Raw genomic sequence first — 26,981 nt, 5'->3', positions numbered from 1 at the left:
TCGCTCCTCACAAGTGTGTTGCGGCTGAATTGAACAGCGCGTCCTAAAACGCTCAGGGAGGATACAGCAGTACAAATGACAATCAGACTTTTAAATGCGGGCCGCCGGTCATGTAGTGAGGATGGGTTCCTGCAACATCCGCGCGGCCCGCTAAAAGCGTTGGATCGGTGATCGCCTCAGTCTTTGCAAACCGCCGCAAACGCCGCTGCCAGTTCATCCAGCCGCGTGGCATCAATCCCCGCAACGTTGGCTCGACCTGCCGCCACCATGTACACGCTGTGCTCGTTGCGCAGACGCGCCACCTGATCGTCGTTCATGCCGGTGTAGGAAAACATGCCGCGCTGCACGGCGATGTGGGCGAAGCGCTCACCCAGGCCCAGCGGTGTCAGCGCCTCCACCAGCCCGACGCGCAACTGCGCAATTCGGCTGCGCATCTCTTCCACTTCTCCAGCCCACAGGGCTTTCAACTCAGGATCGCCCAGGATCTCGGCCACGACGGCGGCACCATGATCCGGCGGGTTCGACCACAGGTTGCGTGCGGTCGCCGACAGCTGACTGCGCACATCCATCAGCTTCTCGGTGGTGTCAGCGCTCACCAGCAAGGCGCCGGTGCGCTCGCGGTACAGGCCGAAGTTTTTCGAGCACGAACTGGTGATCAGCAGCTCAGGCAGTTCGCCGGCAAACAGACGAACCGCCCAGGCGTCTTCTTCAAGACCGTCGCCAAAGCCCTGATACGCGAAGTCGATCAGCGGCAGCAGATTGCGTTGCTTGACGATTTCCAGCACCGCGTACCAGTCATCACGGGACAGGTCGAACCCGGTCGGGTTGTGACAGCACGCATGCAGCAGGACAACGTCGCCTTCCGGAATGGTCTTCAACGTGGCCAGCATGGCCTGCACGTTGAGCGTGTTGTCGCTGCCCACGTAGGGGTAGTGACTGACCTTCAGGCCTGCAGCGGCGTAGATGGTTTCGTGAATCGGCCAGGTCGGATCGCTCAGCCAGATGCCTTTGCCCGGCAGGCAGTTGGCAATGAAGTCGGCGCTCAACCGCAGCGCACCCGTGCCGCCAGGGGTCTGAGTAGCGCCGACGCGTTTGCTGGCGATCAGCGGTGAATCGGCGCCCATGACCAGCTCACAGATCAGCGTGCCGAAACGCGGTTCGCCATGGCCACCGATGTAGCTCTTGGTGGGCTGGGAATCGACCAGCCGTTGCTCGGCGATTTTCACCGCGCGGGGAATGGTGGTCAGGCCCTGCGCATCTTTATAGACGCCCACGCCCAGGTCGAACTTGTTCGGATCCGGGTCTTTGGCGTAGGCCTGAATCAGGCCCAGGATGGGATCGTCCGGTACGCGCTGGATCTGTGAAAAATGCATTTACTTACGGCCCTCGGCGCTTTTGGCCACCTCGTCTGTGCGGGAGGCCATGATGAAATCGTTGCGGTGCAGCCCCTTGATGGAATGGCTCCACCAGGTCACGGTCACTTTGCCCCATTCGGTCAGCAGACCCGGGTGGTGACCTTCGGCCTCGGCAATTTCGCCGACCGCGTTGGTAAACGCCAGCGCAAATTTGAAATTCTTGAACAGAAAGACTTTTTCCAGCTGCATGACGCCGTCACGCACTTCAATGTTCCAGTCCGGGATCTGCTTGAGCAAATCCGGCAGCTCGGCGTCGCTGACCTGTGGGGCGTCGGCGCGGCAGGCTTCGCATTGGGATTGGTTGAGAGCGGTCATTGAAAGATTCCTTGATCGGGTTCGGGCTGCTTTTTTTGGGGCGGCTTTTGTTTTAAGCGGCTTTATTTTTCGGTGGAAATTTCGGCGCGTGCAGCCCCAGTTCAGCCGCCGTGCGGGCCATGCCCATGATGTCTTCATGGGCTAGGTCGAACAGGCGCTTGAGGTCCGGCAGCACAAAATACACCGGCTGCAGAATGTCGATGCGGTAGGGCGTGCGCATGGCCTCAATCGGATCGAAGGGCTGATGTTCAGGGGTTGTTGACACGCTGTAAACGGTTTCCTTGGGCGAGGAGAGGATGCCGCCGCCGTAGATCTTGCGCCCCTGGGGCGTGTCGACCAGGCCGAATTCGATGGTCATCCAGTAGAGGCGGGCAAGATACACGCGCTGCTCTTTGCTGGCTGCCAGACCGAGCTTGCCGTAGGTGTGGGTAAATTCTGCAAACCAGGGGTTGGTCAGCAAGGGGCAGTGTCCGAAAACCTCGTGAAAGATGTCGGGCTCTTGCAGGTAGTCGAGCTCTTCTTCGCTGCGAATGAATGTGGCGACCGGAAATCGCTTGCTCGCCAGCAACTCGAAGAAGGTTTGAAAGGGGATCAGCGCCGGCACGCGCTCGACTTGCCACCCCGTGGTCGCGCCCAGCACGCGGTTGATTTCGCCAAGCTGCGGAATACGGTCGTGGGGCAGGGCGAGCTGCTCGATGCCATCCAGATACTCCTGACACGCACGGCCTTCGATCACCTTGAGCTGGCGGGTGATGAGGGTGTTCCAGATTCTGTGCTCGGCTTCCGAGTAATGAATGAATCCGGTGGCGTCCGGCTCGCGGGCGACGTACTGCGTACTCATGGGGCTCTCCTGATGGTTTGTTCTTATATGGAGCAATGCGATTGGGGGTAAAACTGATGGGGCTATTGATAGCTGATTTGGCGCCTCTCAACTGCAAGGCTCCAGCCCGATTTGCGCAGCCTTGTCCGATAATTCGTAAAGAAATCGTGACGGTTGACCGGGTTCGCCTGAATACATTCGCCGTGCTGTCTCGTCTGGCCCTTGCGCCGTAACGTATTCTTGACGATAAACTCGGGCCAACCCGAAATCGATGCCACCCCGCGAGCCCTCCATGCGTATCAAAGTCCATTGCCAGAACCGCGTCGGCATCCTCCGCGACATCCTCGAGCTACTGGTGGCCTACGGCGTCAACGTCTCCGGCGGAGAAGTCGGCGGTGAGCATGGCGACGCCATCTATCTGCGCTGCCCAAACCTGATCAATCTGCAGTTCCAGGCGCTGGTGCCGAAATTCGAGACCGTCGCTGGGGTATTTGGCGTCAAGCGTGTGGGATTAATGCCCAGCGAGCGTCGGCACATGGAGCTAAACGCCTTGCTTGGCGCCCTTGAGTTTCCCGTGCTCTCCATCGACATGGGCGGCTCCATCGTCGCGGCCAACCGCGCCGCCGCGCAGTTGCTGGGCGTGCGGGTCGATGAAGTGCCGGGCATTCCGCTGTCCCGTTACGCCGAGGATTTCGACCTGCCGCAACTGGTGCGCGCCAATCGCTCGCGCATCAACGGCCTGCGCGTGAAAGTGAAGGGCGACATCTTTCTGGCTGACATCGCGCCCCTGCAGTCCGAGCACGAAGACAGCGAAGCCATGGCCGGCGCGGTGCTGACGCTGCACCGCGCTGACCGGGTCGGCGAGCACATCTATAACGTGCGCAAGCAGGAGCTGCGGGGGTTCGACAGCATCTTTCAAAGCTCGAAAGTGATGGCGGCTGTGGTCCGGGAGGCCCGGCGCATGGCGCCGCTGGATGCGCCGTTGCTGATCGAAGGCGAAACCGGAACGGGTAAAGAACTGCTCGCGCGGGCCTGTCATCTGGCCAGCCCTCGCGGCCAGTCCCCGATGATGGCACTCAACTGCGCAGGGTTCTCCGAATCCATGGCCGAGACCGAGCTGTTCGGCTACGGCCCCGGCGCGTTCGAAGGTGCCCGCGCCGAAGGCAAGTTGGGGCTGCTGGAGCTGACCTCGGGCGGCACGTTGTTTCTCGACGGCGTTGCGGAAATGAGTGCGCGGTTGCAGGCGAAACTGTTGCGCTATTTGCAGGAAGGCTGCTTTCGACGCGTAGGCAGCGACGAAGAGGTTTACCTGGACGTGCGCATCATCTGCGCGACGCAGGTGGATCTTTCCGAACTTTGTGCCCGGGGTGAATTCCGCCAGGACCTCTACCACCGGCTCAACGTGCTATCGCTGCACATTCCGCCCCTGCGCGACTGCCTGGATGGGCTCGCTCCGCTGGTTGAGCACTTTCTCGATCAGGCCAGCCGACAGATCGGCTGCACTTTGCCCCGGCTGGCGCCAGCGGCAATGGAGCGCCTCAGCCAATACGATTGGCCCGGCAATGTACGGCAACTGGAAAACGTATTGTTCCAGGCTGTTTCGCTGTGCGACGGCAAATGGGTGAAAGCCGAACATATTCGCCTGCCGGATTACGGCGTGCGCCCACCCTTGGGCGACTTCTCTCTGGAAGGCGGGCTGGAAGATATTGTCGGGCGATTCGAGAAGGCAGTACTTGAGCAACTCTATGCGGCACACCCGAGCAGCCGCTTATTAGGCAAGCGATTGGGTGTTTCCCATACAACTGTCGCCAATAAGTTGAAGCACTATGGAATAGGCCAGAGTTAATAGTGGGTGATGACTTCAGAAGTGCGCTTGCCCGCGAATCGGTAATACTGCTGGCGGATATATAAACTCATGCACCGCAATTCACCGGCAAGCGCGTTCCTGCAAGTAAGCGGCGCGCGCAACTGATCAACAGAGCGTGCTGATCAACCGTTGCTGCAACCGTTACCCATGACCTGATACTCAAGCACGTGGCGTTTGCCCTGCGAGTCTTCGTAAGTCATGTGCTGCGGGACGACCTGGCAGACGTTAGGCACTTCGTCCACCGAAATGACTTTCGCGATATCCAGTTTAGTGGAATAGGTGTACTCCTCGACACGCTGTTGCTGAGCGGCCACTTTTGCGCCGGATTCTTCTGCCATTGCCATGGCGCTGAAACCACAAAGAGCCATTACAACCAGTGCAGCTTTCATTACTCATTTCCTCTAAGTTGCTTCATTCACACTGCGTCGCAAGAACTGCGGTAGACAGGGTGCACAAAACCTTTTTGGGGCTCTGCGTGAAGCGAATCATGACCGGGTAGGTTTAGTTGATTGACAGTCCAGTGTGGGGGGCTGTTGTTTATCAATCATTTGCCGTGTTGGCGGAACGGATTCTATGCCCCTGTTCTGAATTCATATAGAAACCATTTTGATAAAGTCTATTGAGCGAAACGGCAACAATCGCTGTTGTCGGGTTGTGGCCAGGCGCTCGATGGTTCTTCAGTCGTAGCCGGGACATGAAGATTTGCCTGGAATCGGGCACTGGACCTGCTTTCGGCGCTATGCTCGGAGTCGGTAAGACCATCGTCGAATGGCCTTTGCAGCCATCGGCGGATACAACAGGGTCATAAAACAACAACATTTCCACCGAGGTAAGAAAGATGAGTGCGGCTTCCCTGTACCCCGTCCGCCCTGAAGTGGCAGCCAATACGCTGACTGACGAGGCGACCTACAAGGCGATGTACCAGCAGTCGGTGGTCAATCCCGATGGCTTCTGGCGCGAACAAGCCCAGCGCCTTGACTGGATCAAGCCATTCACCACCGTCAAACAGACCTCGTTCGACGACCACCGCGTCGACATCAAGTGGTTCGCCGACGGCACCCTGAATGTTTCCTACAACTGCCTCGACCGCCATCTGGCCGAGCGCGGCGATTCGATCGCGATCATCTGGGAAGGCGACGATCCTTCCGAGAGCCGCAACATCACCTACCGCGAACTGCACGAAGAAGTCTGCAAGTTCGCCAACGCGCTGCGCGGGCAGGATGTCCATCGCGGCGATGTCGTCACCATCTATATGCCGATGATCCCGGAAGCCGTGGTTGCCATGCTGGCCTGCGCGCGCATCGGTGCGATTCACTCCGTGGTGTTCGGTGGTTTCTCCCCGGAAGCACTGGCCGGTCGCATCATCGACTGCAAATCGAAAGTGGTGATCACCGCTGACGAAGGGCTGCGTGGCGGCAAGAAGACCGCGATGAAAGCCAACGTCGACCGTGCGCTGACCAACCCGGAAACGGCGAGCGTACAGAAGGTCATCGTGTGCAAACGCACCGGCGGCGACATCGAGTGGAACCGTCATCGCGACATCTGGTACCACTCGCTGCTGGACGTGGCATCGAGCACCTGCGCACCGAAAGAAATGGGCGCCGAAGAATCGCTGTTCATCCTTTACACCTCGGGCTCCACTGGCAAACCAAAGGGCGTGTTGCACACCACCGCAGGTTATCTGCTGTACGCCGCGCTGACCCACGAGCGCGTATTCGACTATCGTCCGGGCGAAGTGTACTGGTGCACCGCCGACGTTGGCTGGGTCACCGGCCACAGCTACATCGTCTACGGCCCGCTGGCCAATGGCGCGACCACGCTGTTGTTCGAAGGGGTGCCGAATTACCCGGACATCACCCGCGTGTCGAAAATCGTCGACAAGCACAAAGTCAACATCCTCTACACCGCACCGACCGCCATCCGCGCCATGATGGCCGAGGGCACCAAAGCCGTAGAAGGTGCTGACGGTTCGAGCCTGCGTTTGTTGGGTTCGGTGGGCGAGCCGATCAATCCGGAAGCCTGGAACTGGTACTACAACACGGTCGGCAAGAAGAATTGCCCGATTGTCGACACCTGGTGGCAGACCGAAACCGGCGGCATTCTGATCAGCCCGCTGCCTGGCGCCATTGCCTTGAAGCCGGGTTCGGCGACGCGTCCGTTCTTCGGCGTGATTCCGGCCCTTGTGGATAACCTGGGCAACCTCATCGAAGGCGCAGCGGAAGGCAATCTGGTGATTCTCGACTCGTGGCCGGGTCAGTCGCGCAGCCTGTACGGCGACCATGACCGTTTCGTCGACACTTACTTCAAGACCTTCCGCGGCATGTATTTCACCGGCGACGGCGCCCGTCGTGACGAAGACGGTTACTACTGGATCACCGGCCGCGTCGACGACGTGCTCAACGTGTCCGGCCACCGCATGGGCACCGCCGAGATCGAGAGCGCGATGGTGGCCCACCCGAAAGTCGCCGAAGCGGCCGTCGTGGGTGTGCCTCACGATTTGAAGGGGCAGGGCATCTACGTCTACGTCACCCTCAATGGCGGTGAGGTTCCGGACGAAGCGTTGCGTATCGAGTTGCGCAACTGGGTGCGCAAGGAGATCGGTCCTATTGCTTCGCCGGATGTGATTCAGTGGGCGCCGGGTCTGCCGAAGACCCGTTCCGGCAAGATCATGCGACGTATCCTGCGCAAGATCGCCACCGGGGAGTACGACGCGCTGGGCGATATCTCGACGCTGGCCGATCCAAGTGTGGTTGCGCATCTGGTTGAGACCCACAAGACCATGACTGCGGCCTGACGGTCGTGCTTCCGGAGCGACAATCGCTAAGATCAAGAGCGTCTGCCTAACGGCAGACGTTTCGCCTTCGGCGAGTTACTTGGAAAAGCACCCCAAGTAACCAAGGGTGCTTGCTCTCGGTTGGGCCCGACTTCGTCGGGTTCCTTCACTCCGGTCCCGCTCCGTGGGCCCGCGCCGAACGGACATCCATGTCCTGACGGCGCTCTCGCCGCATCCATGCGGCTCAGCCCACTCCGCGAGACCTCCGTTCAGCCTGCACCCAAGTCGCGTTTGGTGGTGTCTGGACTATCGCGTAGAAGATCAACTGCAAAAGCAAAAGCTTCCCGGCTGAAGCCGGTCCTACTGACTGAACGCGCTGCTGTCAGTGGGACCGGCTTTAGCCGGGAAGAGGCCAGTCCAGGCGCCAACAATTTTGCCGATCACACCCCCTCCCTGTGAGCGAGCTTGCTCGCGAATGCTGTATTCCAATCACCAGATATTCGATGGGTGTACCAAACCCTTCGTGAGCAAGCTCACTCCCACAAGTCCTCAGCGTTTGATCTGCCCTTGATTGGCCTTTGATCTGCTTTTGATCTTCATATGCAAAAGGCTCAGACACCGCCAATCGCGACTTGGGTGCAGGCTGAACGCAGGTCTCGTGGAGTGGGCCGAGCGGCATGGATGCCGCGAGAGCCGCCCCCCGCCATGGATGGCGGATGGCGGCGGGCCCACGGAGCGAGGCCGGAGTGAGGGAACCCTGAGGAACGAAGGGCCCAACCGAGAGCAAGCACCCTTGGTTACTTGGGGTGCTTTTCCAAGTAACTCGCCGAAGGCGAAACAGTCCGCCCCCAGGCGGACGCTCTTGATCCTCAACACTCGCGAATCGGGAAATATCGATTTGTTACCCCACACCCGCCCCGGTAACCTCCCGCCCCGCTGTGAGGTCTTTCCACCCGCAAACAAAGCATTTCATCGCCCCGAATCAACCCGCTCCCACGCTGGACTTGCCGGATCATAAGGCTTTGCCAATAATGGGCGCGTTATTTGCTTCGTTGATAGGTTTGCCAACTCTGGCACTTGCATAAAGCTTTTTGGATGTCAATTGGCCTGATCACGATTTCATGTGCTTCTGTAACTAGTTGTCGCATTGAAGAAATATCGACTTTCAGCCTGCCGCTAAAATGCCGACCACTCGCCGAAGGCTTGTCGGGTCCAGAGACCCGCCGGCACCTCGCGTCGCAATTTCTGATTCCTCCTGTTCATTGAGCGTCTCGCTCACTGCCATTTGTCGCGTTATACCGATGGAGTTCCAAGAAATGAAAAAGCTCATGCTGCTGGGTGCGCTGGCACTGACCGTATTGGCACAGCCCGTATTCGCCGATGAAAAGCCCATGAAGATCGGCATCGAAGCGGCATACCCTCCGTTTGCCTCCAAGGCGCCGGACGGCAGCATCGTCGGTTTCGACTACGACATCGGCAACGCCCTGTGCGAAGAAATGAAGGTCAAGTGCGTATGGGTCGAGCAGGAATTCGACGGCCTGATCCCGGCGCTGAAAGTGCGCAAGATCGACGCCATCCTGTCTTCGATGTCCATCACCGAAGACCGCAAGAAGTCCGTCGACTTCACCAACAAGTACTACAACACCCCGGCCCGTCTGGTCATGAAGGAGGGCACCGTCGTCAGCGACGCGCTGACCGAACTCAAGGGCAAGAACATCGGGGTGCAGCGTGGCTCGATCCACGAGCGTTTCGCCCGCGAAGTCCTGGCCCCGCTGGGTGCTGAAATCAAGCCGTACAGCTCGCAGAACGAAGTCTATCTGGACATCGGCGCCGGTCGTCTCGATGGCACCGTGGCGGATGCCACCCTGCTGCAGGACGGCTTCCTCAATACCGAATCCGGCAAAGGCTACGCATTCGTCGGCCCAGCCTTCACCGACGTCAACTACTTCGGCGACGGCGTCGGCATTGCCGTGCGCAAGGGCGACAAGGCTGATCTGGACAAGCTCAACGCAGCCATCGCGGCCATTCGTGCCAACGGCAAATACAAAGCCATTCAAGACAAGTACTTCGACTTCGACATCTACGGCAAATAACGTGGTTTGAAGCCGTCAATGGCGCAAGCAGCCGGTCACCGCACCGACTGATTGCGCCATTTTTCTATCCCGCGCTTGAGGGCCAAACAACATGTTGAAAGGTTACGGAGCCGTCATCCTCGACGGTGCATGGCTGACCTTGCAGCTCGCTCTGTGCTCCATGGCGCTGGCGATCGTGCTCGGCCTGATCGGCGTGGCATTGCGGCTGTCGCCGGTGCGCTGGCTGGCATGGCTGGGCGATCTGTACTCCACCGTGATCCGCGGCATTCCCGATCTGGTGCTGATTCTGCTGATTTTCTACGGCGGTCAGGACCTGCTCAACCGCATCGCGCCGCTGCTCGGTCACGACGACTACATCGACCTTAACCCGCTGGTGGCCGGTATCGGCACGCTGGGTTTCATCTTTGGCGCGTACCTGTCGGAAACCTTCCGCGGCGCGTTCATGGCCATCCCGAAAGGGCAGGCCGAAGCAGGCATGGCCTACGGCATGAGCAGTGGCCGGGTGTTCTTCCGCATTCTGGTGCCGCAGATGATTCGTCTGGCGATCCCCGGGTTCACCAATAACTGGCTGGTACTGACCAAGGCCACCGCGCTGATTTCCGTGGTCGGTCTGCAGGACATGATGTTCAAGGCCAAGCAGGCGGCCGATGCCACCCGCGAACCCTTCACTTTCTTCCTCGCAGTCGCGGCCATGTACCTGGTGATCACCAGCGTCTCGCTGCTGGTACTGCGCTACATCGAAAAACGTTACTCGGCCGGCGTGAGGGTGGCAGACCTATGATTTTCGATTACAACGTCGTCTGGGAAAGCCTGCCGCTGTATTTCGGCGGCCTGCTGATCACCCTCAAACTGCTCGCGCTGTCGCTGTTTTTCGGCCTGCTCGCTGCCCTGCCGCTGGGCCTGATGCGCGTGTCGAAAATCGCCTGGGTCAATCTGCTGGCGTGGAGCTACACCTACGTCATTCGCGGCACGCCGATGCTGGTGCAGCTGTTCCTCATCTACTACGGGCTGGCGCAATTCGAAGCGGTGCGTGAAAGCATCCTGTGGCCGTGGCTGTCGAGTGCGACCTTCTGCGCGTGCCTGGCCTTTGCCATCAACACCAGCGCTTACACCGCTGAAATCATTGCCGGCAGCCTGAAATCCACGCCGCCGGGCGAGATCGAAGCGGCGCGGGCAATCGGCATGTCAAAAGCCAAGATGTACCGCCGGATTTTGCTGCCATCGGCCCTGCGCCGGGCGCTGCCGCAGTACAGCAACGAAGTGATCATGATGCTGCAGACCACCAGTCTGGCCTCCATCGTCACGCTGATGGACATCACCGGTGCGGCGCGCGCGGTCAACGCGCAGTTCTACCTGCCGTTCGAGGCCTACATCACGGCGGGCGTTTTCTACCTCTGCCTGACGTTCATTCTGGTGAAACTGTTCAAGCTGGCCGAGCGCCGCTGGCTCAGTTACCTCGCCCCGAGGAAGCACTGATATGCAGCGCATCGATCACGATCTGCCGTGGGGCAATCTCGGCACCCAGCGCACCCTGAGTGTGTTCCGTTTCGGTCAGGGCGAGCGCAAGGCCTACATTCAGGCCAGCCTGCACGCCGACGAGCTGCCGGGCATGCGCACCGCCTGGGAATTGAAGAAACGCCTGACCCAGCTGGAAGAACAGGGCCTGCTCAAGGGCGTCATCGAGCTGGTGCCGGTCGCCAATCCGATCGGTCTGGGCCAGTTGCTGCAGGGCAACCACCAGGGCCGTTTCGAGTACGGCAGCGGCAAGAATTTCAATCGCGATTTCACGGAGCTGAGCGAGCCGGTCGCCCAGGCGCTGGCAGGCAAGCTCGGTGACGACCCCCACGCCAACGTCAAACTGATCCGTCAGGCCATGGCCGATGTGCTCGAGCAATTGCCGCCGGCCGGCAGCGAACTGGCCGGGATGCAGCGCGTCTTGCTCAGTCATGCCTGCAACGCCGACGTGGTGCTGGACCTGCATTGCGACACCGACGCTTCGCTGCACATGTACGCCTTGCCGCAGCACTGGCCGCAGTGGCGTTCGCTGTCGGCGCATCTGGGGGTGACCGTCGCGCTGCTGGCCGAAGATTCCGGCGGCAGCTCGTTCGACGAAGCCTGTTCGCTGCCGTGGTTGCGCTTGTCCAAGCAGTTTCCGGACGCGCAGATACCGCTGGCCTGCCTGGCGACTACCCTCGAACTGGGCGGTCAGGCCAACACCGGCAAGGCCGAAGCCGAGGCCTACGCCGAAGGCATTCTGGCGTTTCTGGCCGAGCAGGGTCTGATCAGCGGCGAGTGGCCGCAACCTGGCCACGAAGCCTGCGAAGGCATGCCGTTCGAAGGCACCGAAATGATTTATGCGCCCCATCCCGGCGTGCTGACTTTCTTGCGTCCAGCGGGGGCCTGGGTCGAGCCCGGTGAACCGCTGTTCGACGTCATCGACCCGTTGACCGATCGCGCTACCACCGTCTGTGCCGGTACCGCCGGCGTGCTGTTCGCCATCGAAAAACTGCGTTACGCCCAGCCGGGTTTCTGGATGGCCAAAGTGGCCGGCCGCACACCGTTGCGCAGCGGCCGCCTGCTCAGTGACTGATTACTTGTGAGAACCGACATCATGAACAAACTGGAAGTCCAGGACCTGCACAAGTGCTATGGCAGTCACGAAGTGCTCAAAGGCGTTTCGCTGACTGCCAAGGCCGGCGATGTCATCAGCATCATCGGCTCCAGCGGATCGGGCAAGAGTACGTTTCTGCGCTGCATCAACTTGCTGGAGCAGCCGAAATCCGGCCGCATTCTGCTCAACAACGAAGAGCTCAAGCTGGTCTCCAACAAGGACGGCGGCCTGAAGGCGGCTGACCCGAAACAGCTGCAGCGCATGCGTTCGCGCCTGTCGATGGTGTTTCAGCACTTCAACCTGTGGTCGCACATGACGGCGATGGAAAACATCATCGAAGCGCCCGTGCACGTCCTGGGCGTGCCGAAGAAAGAAGCGCTGGAAAAGGCCGAACATTATCTGAACAAGGTCGGCGTCTATCACCGCAAGGATGCTTATCCAGGGCACATGTCCGGCGGCGAGCAGCAGCGCGTGGCGATTGCCCGGGCGCTGGCAGTGGAGCCGGAAGTCATGCTGTTCGACGAACCGACGTCCGCCCTGGACCCCGAGTTGGTCGGTGATGTGCTGAAAGTCATGCAGGCGCTGGCTCAGGAAGGCCGGACCATGGTGGTGGTGACTCACGAAATGGGCTTTGCCCGTGAAGTGTCGAATCAGCTGATCTTCCTGCACAAGGGCCTGGTTGAAGAGTCCGGCAATCCCCGTGAAGTGCTGGTCAATCCGAAATCCGAGCGTTTGCAGCAGTTCCTGTCAGGCAGTTTGAAGTAACCCGCCCGCCACGTGAGAGCGGTGCGTTTTGCTTCAGAACGGTTCATGCTGCGGGTCATTCAGGCCGCAGCCATTGACTGAAGGTTACAGAATCCCATCGCATGCCAGGCGTGCGACCCCTTTTAGCGACACGTTTCGGATTGCACGCCATGACTGCCCATCGAATCGGATTTCTCATCTGGCCCGGCACCAAAGCCTTGACCCTGGCGCTGGCGGAGGAAGCCCTGCGTGTTGCTCAGCGCGTCCACCCCGAAGTGGTGTACGAATTGTCGTTTCTGCAGGCCGAACCGCCGATTGATGGCAGCGGTTGGCAATTGCCGGGCGAGCCGTGGGTCGGTCGTCTGGAAGGGTTTCAGAAGCTGTTTCTTCTGGCCGACGAGCCACCGGCGCCGATGTCTTCCGCCCTCGGCGGCGCGCTCAAGCAACTGGTCCGCGCCGGTTGCGTGATCGGTGGGTTGTCGGCGGGTGTGTATCCGCTGGCGCAATTGGGTTTGCTCGACGGGTACCGTGCGGCGGTGCACTGGCGCTGGCAGGACGATTTCGCCGAGCGCTTCCCCAAGGTCATCGCCACCAGCCATTTGTTCGACTGGGATCGCGATCGCCTGACGGCCTGCGGCGGCATGTCGGTGCTGGATCTGTTGCTGGCGGTGCTGGCCCGTGACCACGGTGCCGAGCTGGCCGGCGCGGTGTCGGAAGAACTGGTGGTGGAGCGCATCCGCGAAGGCGGCGAGCGGCAGCGGATTCCGTTGCAGAACCGCTTGGGTTCCAGCCACCCGAAGCTGACCCAGGCGGTGCTGTTGATGGAAGCCAACATCGAAGAACCGCTGACCACCGACGAAATCGCCCAGCACGTGTGCGTGTCGCGACGTCAGCTGGAGCGCATCTTCAAGCAGTACCTCAATCGGGTGCCGAGCCAGTATTACCTCGAACTGCGCCTGAACAAGGCGCGGCAGATGCTGATGCAGACGAGCAAATCGATCATTCAGATCGGCCTGTCCTGCGGTTTCTCTTCGGGGCCGCATTTCTCCAGCGCCTACCGTAACTTCTTCGGCGCCACCCCTCGCGAAGACCGCAATCAGCGTCGCAGCAGCAGCCCGTTCGAATTGTCATCGGTGCCCGCCGAGCGCGGTTGAAAATCCAGACGGGTCGCCCTGAACTCAACAGTGCCTCAACCGCACGCCAGTGTTTAAACTGCGCCTTTGTGACGCAATTTGTCGCATTGCCGAAAACCCCGTAAAAAGCCGGTTTGGCGCTATAAGAAGTTGTCGCTTGGCGGCAAGGCCCGGCCCGAATCAGTCCTTACAATCCTTCCATCGCTCGCCAGTTCCAGGCAGGCGTTCCTCTTCAGGAGACTCCGATGTCCGTTGAGCAAGTACCGGTGCAACGTGCCGATTTCGACCAGGTGATGGTCCCCAACTATGCCCCGGCAGCCTTCATCCCCGTGCGCGGTCAGGGTTCTCGCGTCTGGGATCAGTCGGGTCGCGAACTGGTTGATTTCTCCGGCGGCATCGCGGTCAACGTGCTGGGCCACGCGCACCCTGCGCTGGTCGGCGCGCTGACCGAGCAGGCCAACAAGTTGTGGCATGTCTCCAACGTCTTCACCAACGAACCGGCGCTGCGTTTTGCCAAGAAGCTGGTTGACGCCACCTTCGCCGACCGCGTGTTCTTCTGTAACTCCGGCGCCGAAGCCAACGAAGCCGCGTTCAAACTGGCGCGTCGCGTGGCCCACGATCTGTACGGCCCGGACAAGTACGAAATCGTCGCGGCCCTGAACAGCTTTCACGGCCGCACCCTGTTCACCGTGAGCGTCGGCGGTCAGCCGAAATACTCCGACGGCTTCGGCCCGAAAATCACCGGCATCACCCACGTCCCCTTCAATGACCTGGACGCGCTGAAGGCCGCCGTCTCGGACAAGACCTGCGCGGTGGTGTTGGAGCCGATCCAGGGCGAGGGCGGCGTACTGCCCGCCGAACTCGAATACCTGCAAGGCGCGCGCAAATTGTGCGACGAGCACAACGCGCTGCTGGTCTTCGACGAAGTGCAGAGCGGCATGGGCCGCAGCGGTCACCTGTTTGCGTACATGCATTACGGCGTGACGCCGGACATTCTCTCCAGCGCGAAAAGCATCGGCGGCGGCTTCCCGATGGCGGCCATGCTGACCACTGAAAAACTTGCCAAGCACCTGGCTGTTGGCGTTCACGGCACCACCTACGGCGGCAACCCGCTGGCGTGCGCGGTGGGCGAGGCAGTCATTGACGTGGTCAACACCCCGCAAGTGCTGGCGGGGGTGAAGGCCAAGCACGAACTGTTCAAGGCCCGTCTGGAGAAGATCGGTCAGCAATACGGCGTGTTCAGCCAGGTGCGTGGCATGGGCCTGCTGATCGGCTGCGTGTTGACCGACGCCTGGAAAGGCAAGGCCAAAGAATTCTTCAACGCCGCCGAGCAGGAAGGCGTGATGGTGCTTCAGGCCGGTCCCGACGTGGTGCGTTTCGCGCCGAGCCTGGTGGTCGAAGACGCCGACATCGAAGAAGGCCTGAACCGCTTCGAACGTGCGGTTGCCAAGCTGGCCGGGGTGTAAAGCCCTTCGCTAATGGACGCATAACCTCTGTAGGAGTGAGCTTGCTCGCGATAACGGTGTGTCAGCGAAACGCTTGGATCAGACACGCCGCATTCGCGAGCAAGCTCGCTCCCACAAGGTTGAGCGCCGCTTCAGCTTTTGTTTTTTCCTGTGCCGGACGACCGGCCCGATTTTTTTCTCAAGGAGTGACACCATGCTGGTGATGCGCCCCGCGCAAATGGCGGATCTGAGCGAGGTTCAACGACTCGCGGCAGACAGCCCGATTGGTGTCACGTCCCTGCCGGATGACGCTGGACGTCTGAGTGACAAGATTGCCGCGTCCGAAGCCTCGTTCGCGGCGGAAGTCAGTTTCAACGGCGAAGAGACCTACTTCTTTGTCCTCGAAGACACCGAATCCGGTCGTCTGGTGGGCTGCTCCGGGATCGTCGCCTCGGCGGGTTATTCCGAGCCGTTCTACAGTTTTCGCAACGAAACCTTCGTCCACGCCTCCCGTGAACTGAAGATCCACAACAAGATCCACGTGCTCTCGCAGTGCCACGACCTCACCGGCAACAGCCTGCTGACCAGCTTCTACGTGCTGCCTGAGCTGGTCGGCACGCTGTGGTCGGAACTCAATTCCCGTGGCCGTCTGCTGTTCGTCGCCAGCCACCCGGAGCGCTTCGCCGATTCGGTGGTGACCGAGATCGTCGGTTACAGCGACGACCACGGCGACTCACCCTTCTGGGACGCCATCGGCCGCAACTTCTTCGACATCAACTACGCCGAAGCCGAGCGCCTGTGCGGGCTGAAAAGCCGGACCTTCCTCGCCGAGCTGATGCCCCATTACCCGATCTACGTGCCGCTGCTGCCCGATGAAGCGCAGGAAGCCATGGGCCAGGTTCATCCGCGTGCCCAGATCACCTTCGACATCCTGATGCGTGAAGGCTTCGAGACCGATCATTACATCGACATCTTCGACGGCGGGCCGACCCTGCACGCGCGGGTGTCCGGCATTCGCTCCATCGCCCAGAGCCGCGTCGTGCCGGTCAAGGTCGACACGGTCAGTACCGGTGATGCGGTCAAGGGCGGGCGGCCTTATCTGGTTTCCAACGGCCAGCTGCAGGATTACCGCGCGGTGATGCTGGAACTGGACTGGGTGCCGGGCAAGCCAGTGGCCCTGAGCCTGGCCGCGGCCGAAGCGCTGGGTGTCGGCGAAGGCGCCAGCGTGCGCATTGTCGCGGTCTGAAAGCCGGGCTCGATGGTTGAGATGAGTTGACGGTGATGGGCGCTGCAGTCGCAGGCCGACGCCGTAAAGCAGGTTAGCGAGTTCGCCGGCGGTTGCAGAACCACCGGCATGAGGAGAAAGCATGATCGTTCGTCCCGTACGCAGCAGTGACCTTCCGGCGCTGATCGAGCTGGCGCGCAGCACCGGCGCAGGCCTGACCACCTTGCCGGCCAATGAAGAGCGTCTGGCGCACCGGGTCGGCTGGGCCGAGAAAACCTTCCGTGGCGAGGCCGGGCGGGGCGACGCCGACTACCTGTTCGTGCTCGAAGATGACGACGAGAAAGTCGTGGGCATTTCCGCCGTCGCGGGCGCAGTCGGGCTGCGCGAGCCCTGGTACAACTACCGGGTTGGCCTGACGGTCAGCGCTTCTCAAGAGCTGAATATCTATCGGGAGATCCCGACGCTGTTCCTGGCCAACGACCTCACCGGCAACTCCGAGCTGTGTTCGCTGTTTCTCCACGCCGACTACCGCAATGGCCTCAATGGCCGGTTGCTGTCCAAGGCGCGGATGCTGTTCATCGCCGAATTCCCGGAGCTGTTCGGCACCAAGACCATCGCTGAAATGCGCGGCATCTCCGACGAACAGGGCCATTCGCCGTTCTGGGAAAGCCTGGGCCGACACTTTTTCAAAATGGAATTCAGCCAGGCCGACTACCTCACCGGGGTCGGCAACCGCGCGTTCATTGCCGAGCTGATGCCGAAGTTTCCGCTGTACAGCTGCTTCCTCTCAGAAGCCGCGCGTGAGGTCATTGGCCGCGTACACGTCAGCACCGAACCGGCGCTGGCCATGCTCAAGGCCGAAGGCTTCAGCTATCAGGGTTACGTCGACATCTTCGACGCCGGCCCGGCCATCGAGTGCGAGACCAGCAAGATCCGCGCAGTCCGCGACAGCCAGGCGCTGGTGCTGGCTGTCGGCACGCCGGGCGATGACGCGACGCCATTCCTTATCCACAACCGCAAGCGCGAAGACTGCCGCGTGACCGCTGCGCCTGCGCGTCTTGCCGCCGGCACGTTGGTGGTCGATCCACAGACTGCCAAGCGCTTGCGTCTCAGCGCCGGTGATCAGGTTCGCGCTGTGCAACTGTCGCCCGCTCGGGAGAGTATTTGATGAACACTTTGTACATTGCCGGTGCCTGGCAGGACGGGCAGGGCGACGCATTCGATTCCCTGAACCCGGTGACCCAGCAGGTGATCTGGTCGGGCCAAAGCGCCACAGCTGAACAGGTTGATGCGGCGGTCAAATCGGCCCGTCAGGCTTTTCCGGCCTGGGCGACGCGCAGTCTGGACGAGCGCATTGCTGTGCTCGAAGCCTTCGCCGCTGCGCTGAAAAACCGCGCCGATGAAATCGCCCGTTGCATCGGTGAGGAAACCGGCAAGCCGCTGTGGGAATCGGCGACAGAAGTGACCAGCATGGCCAACAAGGTGGCGATTTCGATTCAGAGCTACCGCGAGCGGACCGGCGAGAAGAGCGGCCCGCTGGGCGACGCCACCGCCGTGCTGCGACACAAGCCCCACGGTGTGGTGGCGGTGTTCGGTCCTTACAACTTCCCGGGTCACCTGCCTAACGGGCACATCGTGCCAGCGTTGCTGGCGGGCAACACTGTTGTGTTCAAGCCAAGCGAGCTGACCCCCAAAGTTGCCGAACTGACCGTGCAATGCTGGATCGAAGCCGGTCTGCCGGCGGGCGTGCTCAATCTGCTGCAAGGCGCGCGGGACACCGGCATCGCACTGGCCGGCCATTCAGGGATCGACGGGTTGTTCTTCACCGGTTCCAGCCGCACCGGCAATTCCCTGCATCAACAGTTCGCCGGTCGCCCGGACAAGATTCTTGCCCTGGAAATGGGTGGCAATAATCCGCTGGTGGTCGATCAGGTCGCGGACGTCGATGCCGCGGTCTACACCGTGATTCAGTCGGCGTTTATTTCCGCCGGCCAGCGCTGCACCTGTGCCCGCCGCCTGCTGGTGCCCCAAGGTGCCTGGGGCGATGCATTCCTGGCGCGGCTGGTTGAGGTGACCTCGACCATTCAGGTCGGCGCCTTCGATCAACAGCCGGCGCCGTTCATGGGCTCGGTGATTTCCCTGGCCGCTGCGCAGGCACTGATCGATGCCCAGGAAGTGATGCTGGCCAACGGCGCAGTTGCCCTGCTCGAAATGACCCAGCCTGCCGCGCAATCAGCGCTGCTGACGCCGGGCATCATCGACGTCAGTGACGTGGCAGATCGTGAGGATGAGGAGCTGTTCGGGCCGCTGTTGCAGGTGATTCGCTACGCTGATTTCGACGCAGCCATCGAAGAGGCCAATGCCACACAGTACGGGTTGGCGGCGGGGCTGTTGTCGGATTCCCAGGCGCGCTATCAGCAGTTCTGGCTGCAGAGCCGTGCAGGCATCGTCAACTGGAACAAGCAACTGACCGGCGCGGCGAGTACGGCACCGTTCGGCGGTGTCGGCGCCTCGGGCAACCATCGCGCCAGCGCCTACTACGCGGCGGATTATTGCGCGTACCCGGTGGCGTCGCTGGAGACGGAAACCCTGGCGCTGCCTGCCAGCCTGACGCCCGGCATCACCCTGAACTGACCGCGCTCCTTGATAGCGCAGCGCACGTCGAAGAATGTGCACATAAAAACAGATCCACGGAGCCTCACCGATGAAATCCTGTGAAGTCAACTTTGACGGTCTAGTGGGCCCGACCCACAACTACGGTGGGCTGTCCTACGGCAACGTCGCGTCCCAGAACAACTGCCAGCAATCCTCGAATCCGCGCGAGGCCGCTTTGCAGGGGCTGGCCAAAATGAAAGCGTTGATGGAGATGGGTTTCACCCAGGGCGTGCTGGCCCCCCAGGAACGTCCCGATGTGGCGGGTCTGCGCAAGCTGGGCTTCAGCGGCAGCGACGCACAGGTCATTGAACGCGCGGCCAAAGAGTCCATGCCGCTGCTGGCCGCCAGTTGCTCGGCGTCGAGCATGTGGGTGGCCAACGCCGCCACGGTCAGCCCGAGCGCCGACACCGCCGACGGCCGCGTGCATTTCACCGCCGCCAACCTCAACTGCAAATACCACCGCAGCATCGAGCACCCGACCACCAGCCGCGTGCTCGGCGCAATGTTCGCCGATCAGCAGCATTTCGCCCACCACGCGGCGCTGCCTGCCGTTGCCCAGTTCGGCGACGAAGGCGCTGCCAACCACACGCGCTTCTGTCGCAGCTACGGTGAGCCCGGCGTCGAGTTTTTCGTCTTCGGCCGCGCCGCGTTCGACAGCCGTTTCCCCGCGCCGCAGAAATACCCGGCCCGCCAGACCCTCGAAGCGTCCCAGGCCGTTGCGCGTCTGCATGGCCTGAGCGCCGAAGGCGTCGTCTTCGCCCAGCAGAACCCGGCCGTGATCGATCAGGGCGTGTTTCATAACGACGTGATCTCGGTGGGCAATGGCGAGGTCCTGTTCTATCACGAGGACGCATTCCTCAATACCGAGCCCATGCTCGCCGAACTGCACAACAAACTCGGTCAACGTGGCGGTCGCTTCCAGGCCATTTGCGTGCCGCGCAGTGAAGTAGCCGTGGAAGACGCGGTGCGTTCGTACCTGTTCAACAGCCAGTTGCTGTCCCGCGCCGACGGTTCGATGCTGCTCATCGTGCCGGAAGAGTGCCGCAGCAACGAGCGTGTGTGGCATTACCTGCAGCGCCTGATGGCGGACGACAGCCCGATCAGTGAGGTGAAGGTATTCGACCTCAAGCAGAGCATGCAGAACGGCGGCGGCCCGGCGTGCCTGCGTCTTCGCGTGGCCCTGAATGAAACCGAACTGGCGGCGGTCAATCCAGGCGTTATCATGACCGCGCCGCTGTACCACACGCTGACGCAGTGGGTCGACAAGCACTATCGCGACCGCATGAGCGACAGTGATCTGGCCGATCCCCAACTGCTGATTGAATGCCGTACGGCGCTGGACGAGCTGACGCAGCACCTGAAACTGGGCGCGGTCTATCCTTTCCAGATCAATTGATGCACCCCATCCGTTACGCCTGCGCCCAAGTGGCGTCAGGCGGCGATGTTTTTGCTTTTACAGAGAGAGTTTTGCCATGACCGACGCGCTGCGTTTGATCCTCGAAGACACCGACGGCACTCAGCTGGAAACGTCCTGCACCCGTCTTGCCGTTATCTGGCAGGGCAAAGAAGTCTGGATTCAACAGGACGGCCGTGGTCAGTTGCTGATCGGCGTTGACGTCGAAGAAGGCGATGCCGAATACGCCAACCTGCTGCTGCGTCCACTGGCGACCAATCTGGTCAGCCTGCAGCTGGAAATGGAACCGGCTGACATGAGCGGCGACGACGAAGAAGGCCACGTGCACGGCCCAGACTGCACCCACGACTAAGCCTGCGCAGGAAGCTTCCCATGCTCGCCCTCGGCAAACTGCTTGAACTGACCCTCGCGGGTCGCGAACCCGCGGAAAAGACTCAGCTGACCGTCGACGGCGTTCGCATGCGCTGGCTCGCCGAGGGAGCGCTGGAAGTCCGGCCTCCCGAAGCGCGTGACAATGGCACCGACCTGCTGCTGTCCGCCGGCATCCACGGCAATGAAACCGCGCCCATCGAGTTGCTCGACGCGCTGATTCACGCCATCGCCCGGGGCGAACTCAAGCCTCGCGCACGTATTCTATTCCTGTTCGGCAATCCCGAAGCGATGCGCAGCGGCGGGCGTTACGTCGAGCAGGACGTCAACCGGCTGTTCAATGGCCGTCATGAGCACAGCGGCGGCAGCGAAGCCTTGCGCGCCTGCGAACTCGAGCGTCTGGCCGCCAGCTTCTTCAATATTCCGGGCCGCTACCGCCTGCATTACGACCTGCACACGGCGATTCGCGGTTCGAAGATCGAGCAGTTCGCGCTGTATCCGTGGAAGGAGGGTCGCGCTCATTCCCGCCGCGAACTCGCCCGGCTGCGTAATGCCGGCATGGAAGCGGTGCTGCTGCAGAACAAGTCGTCGATCGTGTTCAGCGCCTACACCTACGACAAGCTCGACGCCGAAGCCTTCACCCTGGAATTGGGCAAGGCACGCCCGTTCGGACAGAACCAGCAGGTCAATCTCGACAAGCTGAAATCCTGCCTCGAACGCCTGATCACCGGCACCGAAGCCGATGAGCCTGGGGATCTGGCCGGGTTGCAGCTGTTCAGCGTAGCCCGGGAGATCATCAAGCACAGCGACGCCTTCCGCCTGAACTTGCCAGCGGACATCGAGAACTTCACGGAACTGGAAAAAGGCTACGTGCTGGCCGAAGACCTGGCCGATTCACGCTGGGTCATAGAAGAAGAGGGCGCCCGGATCATCTTCCCCAACCCGAACGTCAAGAACGGGCTGCGGGCGGGGATTCTGATCGTGCCAGCGACGGACGAGACATTGGCCTGACGCGACCTGTTCAAATCGCAGTCGCTCAATGATTGCAGGAGCGCACTTGGTTGTGACGGCTCTGGTTGAGTCAGGCGGGGCATCGGTGATTTTCCCGCTAATGCGGACTTGTGGGAGCCGAGCTTGCTCGCGAAGGGGCCGGTACATCCGCTAAATTTGTAGCGGCTGAAATGCCGTCTTCGTGAGCAAGCTCACTCCCACATGACCGTGTTCACTACGCCACATTGCGGTGTTTTCAACGGCCCTATATATCTTGCCGTTGAAGCGCCGGTTTCAGTGGGCGCCTCGTGATCAACCCGCCGCTTTCTGCCCCTCACTCACCCGACGCACTGCACGCAGTTTTGTCAACGTGTCCGCGCAGGTCTTGGCCGCTTCCTGGCCCTTGTGTACGAAGTGATCGAAGAAGAACTTCTGGTGCTCTTCACCGGCGTGGAAGTGGTGCGGGGTCAGCACGACCGAGAAGACTGGCACTTCGGTTTCCAACTGAACCTGCATCAGTGCGCTGATCACCGATTGCGCGACGAACTCGTGACGGTAGATGCCGCCGTCGACCACCAGACCTGCAGCCACGACACCGCCGTAGCGACCTGACTTGGCCAGCAACTTGGCGTGAAGCGGGATTTCGAACGCGCCGCCGACTTCAAAGAAATCGATGTCGGTCTCGGCGTAACCGTGTTGCGCCATCTCGGTGACAAAGCCCTTGCGCGCCTGATCGACGATTTCCTTGTGCCAGCAGGCTTGAATGAAAGCGATGCGCTCGTGAGCGTGAATGGCGGTAGGTTGCATGTGTTCTGACTCCTGTTTAATGAAAAAAACAGGGCGTTTTGGATCGAATGGGATGCCAGGGTACGTGCGAAACCGTCCGCGACGCCAAGCGCCTGGATTCGTCTCGAACGATCCTGTTGTGCCAGTCCCGTTCTCTCTTCATCCGGACTATACCGTCGGCCCCGGGATCACACCGGGTCTGCTGACCTTGCATTGAGGGTAAGCTCGCTGCAAGCGCTCGCGGGCTAGACGCATTGCGCGCCATTACCGCCGGTGGGGAATCGCACCCCGCCCTGAGAACGTTGCCAACGGCGTTTTCCGTCGGCGTGCAGTTTGTAACATAGATTTCCGGGATTCGCTTGGAGCCTTTTTGATGGTTTTCATCAGCTTTTCTTATAAGGCGTCTTGGCATTCCAGTCCCAAGCCTTGATTATCGATGCCCCGGGCCTCAGAACTGAGGCTCGACCCTAATGAACGGGAGCTTCATCGTGGCGCTTATCGATCTGCGCAGTGACACCGTGACTCAACCCTCGGCCGGCATGCGCGACGCCATGGCCAGCGCGCCCCTTGGCGATGACGTGTATGGCGAAGACCCGACGGTCAACCGGCTGGAATCATGGCTGGCGGAGCGTCTCGGTTTCGCCGCCGCGCTGTTCGTGCCGACCGGCACCATGAGCAACCTGCTCGGCCTGATGGCTCACTGCGAGCGCGGTGACGAATACATCGTCGGCCAGCAGGCGCACACCTACAAATACGAAGGCGGCGGCGCGGCGGTGCTGGGCTCGATCCAGCCTCAACCCCTCGACAACCAGGCGGACGGATCGCTGGACCTGAATCAGGTCGCCGCTGCCATCAAGGCCGACGACTTCCATTTCGCCCGCACCCGCTTGCTGGCCCTGGAAAACACCATGCAGGGCAAGGTCCTGCCATTGGAGTATCTCGTGGCGGCCCGGGCATTCACTCGGGAAAAGGGCCTCAGCCTGCACCTCGACGGCGCTCGCCTGTACAACGCCGCCGTCAAGCTGGGTGTGGACGCGCGTGAGATTGCCCGGCATTTCGATTCGGTTTCCGTGTGCTTATCCAAAGGGCTCGGCGCGCCGGTCGGCTCAGTGCTGTGCGGCTCAAGTGAGTTCATCGCCAAGGCCCGGCGTCTGCGCAAGATGGTCGGCGGCGGCATGCGCCAGGCCGGCATCCTGGCAGCAGCGGGGTTGTACGCGCTGGAGCATCAGGTCGAGCGTCTGGCCGACGACCACGCTAACGCCACCGCCTTGGGCAAAGCGCTTGCGGACCTCGGTTTTGACGTCGAGCCGGTGCAGACCAACATGGTTTACGTACGGATCGGCGATCGTGCCCAGGCGCTCAACGCCCTGTGTGCCGAGCGCGGTATCGTGCTGAGTGCTGCGCCGCGGTTGCGCATGGTCACCCATCTGGATGTGACGGCTGCGCATCTGGACAAGGTGGTTGCGGCATTTGCCGAATTTGGCGTTCGCTGATCGGGTGATCAGCCCGATTGCCGGTTTCTATCGAATAACACGCTGTACCGAGCGTACAACGCCTATATAATGCGGCCCTTTGCCGTCGCTGCGTCGAACGACGCTATGCATGTGCCAGGCCGCAGTTTCCGTGGAAGAACCTATGAAAAGCGCAGAAATCCGTGAAGCCTTCCTTCGCTTCTTCGAAGAGCAAGGCCACACCCGAGTCGCCTCCAGCTCCCTGATCCCGGGCAACGACCCGACCCTGCTGTTCACCAACGCAGGCATGAACCAGTTCAAGGATTGCTTCCTCGGCCAGGAAAAACGGGCCTACACCCGCGCCGTCAGCAGCCAGAAGTGCGTGCGTGCCGGTGGCAAGCACAACGACCTGGAAAACGTCGGCTACACCGCGCGTCACCACACCTTCTTCGAGATGCTGGGCAACTTCAGCTTCGGCGACTACTTCAAGCGCGACGCAATCACCTACGCGTGGACCTTCCTCACCGGCGTGCTGAACCTGCCCAAGGAAAAACTCTGGGTCACGGTTTACGCCTCGGACGACGAAGCCTACGACATCTGGACCAAGGAAATCGGTGTGCCGGCCGAGCGCATGGTGCGCATCGGTGACAACAAGGGCGCGCCGTACGCCTCCGACAACTTCTGGACGATGGGCGACACCGGCCCGTGCGGCCCGTGCACCGAGATCTTCTACGACCACGGCGCCGACATCTGGGGTGGCCCGCCGGGTTCGCCGGAAGAAGACGGCGACCGCTACATCGAGATCTGGAACAACGTGTTCATGCAGTTCAACCGCACGGCCGACGGCGTTCTGCACCCGCTGCCAGCGCCATCGGTCGACACCGGCATGGGCCTCGAGCGCGTCAGCGCCGTCCTGCAACACGTCAATTCCAACTACGAAATCGACCTGTTCCAGAGCCTGCTCGCCGCTGCTGCAAAAGCCATTGGTTGCAGCAACGACAATCAAGCCTCTCTGAAAGTCGTCGCCGACCACATCCGTTCGTGCGGCTTCCTGATCGCCGACGGCGTGCTGCCGTCCAATGAAGGCCGTGGCTACGTGCTGCGCCGCATCATTCGTCGCGCTTGCCGTCACGGCAACAAGCTGGGCGCCAAGGGCAGCTTCTTCTACCAGATCGTCGCCGCGCTCGTCGCCGAAATGGGCGAAGCCTTCCCTGAGCTGAAAAACCAGCAGGCGCACATCGAGCGTGTGCTCAAGGCCGAAGAAGAACAGTTCGCCAAGACCCTGGAGCAGGGCTTGAAGATCCTCGAGCAGGATCTCGCCGAACTCAAGGGCACCATCGTCCCCGGCGACGTGGTGTTCAAGCTCTACGACACCTACGGTTTCCCGATGGACCTGACCGGCGACATCGCCCGCGAGCGCAACCTGACCCTCGACGAGGCCGGTTTCGAACGCGAGATGGACGCCCAGCGTGAACGCGCGCGTTCTGCCAGCTCCTTCGGCATGGACTACAACAGCCTGGTCAAGGTTGATGTGGCCACGCAGTTCACCGGTTACAAAGCCACCGCAGGCGAGGCCAAAGTCGTCGCCCTGTACAAAGACGGCCTCGCGGTCGAGCAATTGAGCGAAGGCGAGGACGGCGTGGTCATCCTCGACCAGACCCCGTTCTACGCAGAGTCCGGCGGCCAGATTGGCGACAGCGGTTACCTGACCGCGGGCGATGCGCGCTTCGACGTGAGCGACACCACCAAGACCGGCGGCGCGTTCCTGCACCACGGTGTTCAAGTGTCGGGCAGCCTGAAAGTCGGCACCACCGTCAGCACCGAAGTGGCTGCCGAAGTGCGCCAGGCCACGTCGTTGAACCACTCCGCCACGCACTTGCTGCACGCGGCGTTGCGCCAGGTGTTGGGCGATCACGTTCAGCAGAAAGGCTCGCTGGTCGACAGTCAGCGCCTGCGTTTCGACTTCAGCCACTTCGAAGCCATCAAGCCCGAGCAGATCAAGGCGCTTGAAGACATTGTCAACGCCGAAGTCCGCAAGAATACGGCCGTCGAGACTGAAGAAACCGACATCGAGACCGCCAAGAAGAAAGGCGCCATGGCGTTGTTCGGCGAGAAGTATGGCGACAACGTCCGCGTGCTGAGCATGGGCGGCGGTTTCTCCGTCGAGCTGTGCGGTGGCATTCACGCCAACCGTACCGGCGACATCGCGCTGTTCAAGATCATCAGCGAAAGCGGTGTGGCCGCAGGCGTGCGCCGTATCGAAGCGGTTACCGGCGCCGTGGCGCTGGAGTATTTGAACGCGGCTGAAGAACAATTGAAGGAAGCCGCGAACCTGGTCAAAGGCAATCGCGACAACGTCCTGGACAAGCTGTCGGCGGTGCTGGAACGCAATCGTCTGCTGGAAAAACAACTGGAACAACTGCAGGCCAAGGCGGCCAGTGCTGCGGGCGACGATCTGTCGGGCTCGGCAGTGGACGTCAAGGGTGTCAAAGTCCTTGCTGCCCGTCTCGACGGTCAGGATGGCAAGGCGCTGCTGGCCCTGGTTGACCAATTGAAGAACAAGCTCGGCCGCGCAGTGATCCTGCTCGGCGGGGTGCATGAAGACAAGGTCGTGCTGGTGGCAGGCGTCACCAAAGACCTGACTGGCCAACTCAAAGCCGGTGATTTGATGAAGCAAGCGGCTGCCGCTGTAGGCGGTAAAGGCGGCGGTCGTCCTGACATGGCGCAAGGCGGCGGTGTTGATGCTGCCGGACTCGAAGCAGCGCTGGCACTGGCTGTTCCGTTCGCCGAACAAGGTATTTAAGTCGACCCACCCGGAGCCTGTCATTCGGGTTCCGGCGCTTCGCGGTTTGAATGATAACGGGCGCCCTTCATG

22 protein-coding genes and 1 riboswitch are annotated in these 26,981 nt (G+C 61.2%); of the genes, 17 read left to right on the top strand and 5 right to left on the bottom strand.

Annotation, left to right across the window (positions count from 1 at the left end):
• Positions 1-176: 176 nt before the first annotated feature.
• From ACYASU_RS07895 to phhA, 3 genes are read right to left on the bottom strand one after another with little or no spacing between them, the layout of a single operon-like run.
• Positions 177-1,373: an amino acid aminotransferase gene (locus ACYASU_RS07895; RefSeq protein WP_463582461.1), complete on the bottom strand. Its 1,197-nt coding sequence runs from the start codon at positions 1,371-1,373 to the stop codon at positions 177-179.
• Positions 1,374-1,730: a 4a-hydroxytetrahydrobiopterin dehydratase gene (locus ACYASU_RS07890; RefSeq protein WP_074890313.1), complete on the bottom strand. Its 357-nt coding sequence runs from the start codon at positions 1,728-1,730 to the stop codon at positions 1,374-1,376.
• A gap of 52 nt (positions 1,731-1,782) precedes the next feature.
• Positions 1,783-2,571 carry a phenylalanine 4-monooxygenase gene (phhA, locus tag ACYASU_RS07885; protein WP_463582460.1) on the bottom strand — a complete coding sequence of 263 codons (789 nt, stop codon included), beginning with the start codon at positions 2,569-2,571 and terminating at the stop codon, positions 1,783-1,785.
• Positions 2,572-2,842: 271 nt separating this feature from the next.
• Between phhA and ACYASU_RS07880 the strand changes: the two genes are divergently transcribed.
• Positions 2,843-4,396, top strand: coding sequence for a sigma-54-dependent transcriptional regulator (locus tag ACYASU_RS07880; protein ID WP_346631111.1), 1,554 nt, complete (start codon positions 2,843-2,845; stop codon positions 4,394-4,396).
• A 143-nt stretch (positions 4,397-4,539) separates the two neighbouring features.
• On the opposite strand, the gene ACYASU_RS07875 is transcribed toward ACYASU_RS07880, so the two are convergent.
• The gene (locus ACYASU_RS07875) at positions 4,540-4,806 is read right to left on the bottom strand and encodes a DUF2790 domain-containing protein (protein WP_133773333.1); all 267 of its coding nucleotides are present in this window, start codon (positions 4,804-4,806) and stop codon (positions 4,540-4,542) included.
• A gap of 449 nt (positions 4,807-5,255) precedes the next feature.
• On the opposite strand from ACYASU_RS07875, the gene acs reads away from it, so the two are divergent.
• The 14 genes from acs (at position 5,256) to astE (ending at position 21,890) form a co-directional block, all read left to right on the top strand.
• A complete protein-coding gene (acs, locus tag ACYASU_RS07870; protein ID WP_122624629.1) occupies positions 5,256-7,211 on the top strand; it encodes an acetate--CoA ligase in 1,956 nt (651 codons plus the stop codon).
• Between the two features lie 1,295 nt (positions 7,212-8,506).
• The gene (locus tag ACYASU_RS07865) at positions 8,507-9,283 is read left to right on the top strand and encodes an ABC transporter substrate-binding protein (RefSeq protein WP_463582459.1); all 777 of its coding nucleotides are present in this window, start codon (positions 8,507-8,509) and stop codon (positions 9,281-9,283) included.
• 91 nt (positions 9,284-9,374) lie between these two features.
• Positions 9,375-10,064, top strand: coding sequence for an ABC transporter permease (locus ACYASU_RS07860; protein WP_065986205.1), 690 nt, complete (start codon positions 9,375-9,377; stop codon positions 10,062-10,064).
• A complete protein-coding gene (locus ACYASU_RS07855) occupies positions 10,061-10,759 on the top strand; it encodes an ABC transporter permease (protein ID WP_133773343.1) in 699 nt (232 codons plus the stop codon). The genes ACYASU_RS07860 and ACYASU_RS07855 overlap by 4 nt, the downstream gene beginning before the upstream one ends.
• A gap of 1 nt (position 10,760) precedes the next feature.
• The gene (locus ACYASU_RS07850) at positions 10,761-11,873 is read left to right on the top strand and encodes a succinylglutamate desuccinylase/aspartoacylase family protein (RefSeq protein ID WP_282373507.1); all 1,113 of its coding nucleotides are present in this window, start codon (positions 10,761-10,763) and stop codon (positions 11,871-11,873) included.
• A 21-nt stretch (positions 11,874-11,894) separates the two neighbouring features.
• Positions 11,895-12,659, top strand: coding sequence for an ABC transporter ATP-binding protein (locus ACYASU_RS07845; protein WP_192170999.1), 765 nt, complete (start codon positions 11,895-11,897; stop codon positions 12,657-12,659).
• Positions 12,660-12,808: 149 nt separating this feature from the next.
• On the top strand, positions 12,809-13,792 hold the full coding sequence (gene argR, locus ACYASU_RS07840) for a transcriptional regulator ArgR (RefSeq protein WP_192171000.1): 984 nt from the start codon (positions 12,809-12,811) through the stop codon (positions 13,790-13,792).
• 224 nt (positions 13,793-14,016) lie between these two features.
• Positions 14,017-15,237, top strand: a complete 1,221-nt coding sequence (locus tag ACYASU_RS07835) for an aspartate aminotransferase family protein (RefSeq protein WP_463582458.1) — start codon at positions 14,017-14,019, stop codon at positions 15,235-15,237.
• A 193-nt stretch (positions 15,238-15,430) separates the two neighbouring features.
• The gene (gene aruF / locus ACYASU_RS07830; RefSeq protein WP_192171002.1) at positions 15,431-16,462 is read left to right on the top strand and encodes an arginine/ornithine succinyltransferase subunit alpha; all 1,032 of its coding nucleotides are present in this window, start codon (positions 15,431-15,433) and stop codon (positions 16,460-16,462) included.
• A gap of 121 nt (positions 16,463-16,583) precedes the next feature.
• Complete coding sequence (gene astA, locus ACYASU_RS07825; protein ID WP_108121441.1) at positions 16,584-17,609, top strand: arginine N-succinyltransferase; 1,026 nt, start codon at positions 16,584-16,586, stop codon at positions 17,607-17,609.
• Positions 17,606-19,075 (top strand): succinylglutamate-semialdehyde dehydrogenase, encoded by a 1,470-nt coding sequence (astD, locus tag ACYASU_RS07820; RefSeq protein WP_463582457.1) that lies wholly within the window; start codon positions 17,606-17,608, stop codon positions 19,073-19,075. Before astA ends, astD begins: the two co-directional genes overlap by 4 nt.
• A gap of 70 nt (positions 19,076-19,145) precedes the next feature.
• Entirely contained in the window at positions 19,146-20,492 is a 1,347-nt protein-coding gene (gene astB / locus ACYASU_RS07815) for an N-succinylarginine dihydrolase (protein ID WP_463582456.1), read from the top strand.
• A 76-nt stretch (positions 20,493-20,568) separates the two neighbouring features.
• Complete coding sequence (locus tag ACYASU_RS07810) at positions 20,569-20,862, top strand: topoisomerase II (protein WP_065986195.1); 294 nt, start codon at positions 20,569-20,571, stop codon at positions 20,860-20,862.
• A gap of 20 nt (positions 20,863-20,882) precedes the next feature.
• On the top strand, positions 20,883-21,890 hold the full coding sequence (gene astE / locus ACYASU_RS07805) for a succinylglutamate desuccinylase (RefSeq protein WP_463582455.1): 1,008 nt from the start codon (positions 20,883-20,885) through the stop codon (positions 21,888-21,890).
• 291 nt (positions 21,891-22,181) lie between these two features.
• Here the strand turns inward: astE and ACYASU_RS07800 are convergent, their stop codons facing one another.
• Entirely contained in the window at positions 22,182-22,676 is a 495-nt protein-coding gene (locus ACYASU_RS07800) for a 6,7-dimethyl-8-ribityllumazine synthase (protein ID WP_463582454.1), read from the bottom strand.
• A gap of 125 nt (positions 22,677-22,801) precedes the next feature.
• Positions 22,802-22,960: riboswitch (FMN riboswitch) on the bottom strand.
• Between the two features lie 183 nt (positions 22,961-23,143).
• On the opposite strand from ACYASU_RS07800, the gene ltaE reads away from it, so the two are divergent.
• Both ltaE and alaS read left to right on the top strand, forming a co-directional pair.
• On the top strand, positions 23,144-24,148 hold the full coding sequence (gene ltaE, locus ACYASU_RS07795; RefSeq protein ID WP_463582453.1) for a low-specificity L-threonine aldolase: 1,005 nt from the start codon (positions 23,144-23,146) through the stop codon (positions 24,146-24,148).
• Positions 24,149-24,290: 142 nt separating this feature from the next.
• The gene (alaS, locus tag ACYASU_RS07790; RefSeq protein ID WP_282372434.1) at positions 24,291-26,909 is read left to right on the top strand and encodes an alanine--tRNA ligase; all 2,619 of its coding nucleotides are present in this window, start codon (positions 24,291-24,293) and stop codon (positions 26,907-26,909) included.
• Positions 26,910-26,981 lie beyond the last annotated feature (72 nt).

This window comes from Pseudomonas sp. HP_12, assembly GCF_055283955.1.
This window is presented reverse-complemented; position numbering and strand designations above follow the sequence as displayed.

Excerpts from the sequence above, each read along its gene's own strand:
- ACYASU_RS07875 (WP_133773333.1), bottom strand. The coding sequence starts at position 4,806 with ATGAAAGCTGCACTGGTTGTAATGGCTCTTTGTGGTTTCAGCGCCATG.
- ACYASU_RS07835 (WP_463582458.1), top strand. The coding sequence starts at position 14,017 with ATGTCCGTTGAGCAAGTACCGGTGCAACGTGCCGATTTCGACCAGGTG.
- acs (WP_122624629.1), top strand. The coding sequence starts at position 5,256 with ATGAGTGCGGCTTCCCTGTACCCCGTCCGCCCTGAAGTGGCAGCCAAT.
- astA (WP_108121441.1), top strand. The coding sequence starts at position 16,584 with ATGATCGTTCGTCCCGTACGCAGCAGTGACCTTCCGGCGCTGATCGAG.
- ACYASU_RS07810 (WP_065986195.1), top strand. The coding sequence starts at position 20,569 with ATGACCGACGCGCTGCGTTTGATCCTCGAAGACACCGACGGCACTCAG.
- phhA (WP_463582460.1), bottom strand. The coding sequence starts at position 2,571 with ATGAGTACGCAGTACGTCGCCCGCGAGCCGGACGCCACCGGATTCATT.
- ACYASU_RS07880 (WP_346631111.1), top strand. The coding sequence starts at position 2,843 with ATGCGTATCAAAGTCCATTGCCAGAACCGCGTCGGCATCCTCCGCGAC.
- astB (WP_463582456.1), top strand. The coding sequence starts at position 19,146 with ATGAAATCCTGTGAAGTCAACTTTGACGGTCTAGTGGGCCCGACCCAC.
- ACYASU_RS07850 (WP_282373507.1), top strand. The coding sequence starts at position 10,761 with ATGCAGCGCATCGATCACGATCTGCCGTGGGGCAATCTCGGCACCCAG.
- ACYASU_RS07890 (WP_074890313.1), bottom strand. The coding sequence starts at position 1,730 with ATGACCGCTCTCAACCAATCCCAATGCGAAGCCTGCCGCGCCGACGCC.
- ACYASU_RS07860 (WP_065986205.1), top strand. The coding sequence starts at position 9,375 with ATGTTGAAAGGTTACGGAGCCGTCATCCTCGACGGTGCATGGCTGACC.
- ACYASU_RS07855 (WP_133773343.1), top strand. The coding sequence starts at position 10,061 with ATGATTTTCGATTACAACGTCGTCTGGGAAAGCCTGCCGCTGTATTTC.
- aruF (WP_192171002.1), top strand. The coding sequence starts at position 15,431 with ATGCTGGTGATGCGCCCCGCGCAAATGGCGGATCTGAGCGAGGTTCAA.
- alaS (WP_282372434.1), top strand. The coding sequence starts at position 24,291 with ATGAAAAGCGCAGAAATCCGTGAAGCCTTCCTTCGCTTCTTCGAAGAG.
- ACYASU_RS07845 (WP_192170999.1), top strand. The coding sequence starts at position 11,895 with ATGAACAAACTGGAAGTCCAGGACCTGCACAAGTGCTATGGCAGTCAC.
- ACYASU_RS07865 (WP_463582459.1), top strand. The coding sequence starts at position 8,507 with ATGAAAAAGCTCATGCTGCTGGGTGCGCTGGCACTGACCGTATTGGCA.
- ACYASU_RS07895 (WP_463582461.1), bottom strand. The coding sequence starts at position 1,373 with ATGCATTTTTCACAGATCCAGCGCGTACCGGACGATCCCATCCTGGGC.
- ACYASU_RS07800 (WP_463582454.1), bottom strand. The coding sequence starts at position 22,676 with ATGCAACCTACCGCCATTCACGCTCACGAGCGCATCGCTTTCATTCAA.
- argR (WP_192171000.1), top strand. The coding sequence starts at position 12,809 with ATGACTGCCCATCGAATCGGATTTCTCATCTGGCCCGGCACCAAAGCC.
- astE (WP_463582455.1), top strand. The coding sequence starts at position 20,883 with ATGCTCGCCCTCGGCAAACTGCTTGAACTGACCCTCGCGGGTCGCGAA.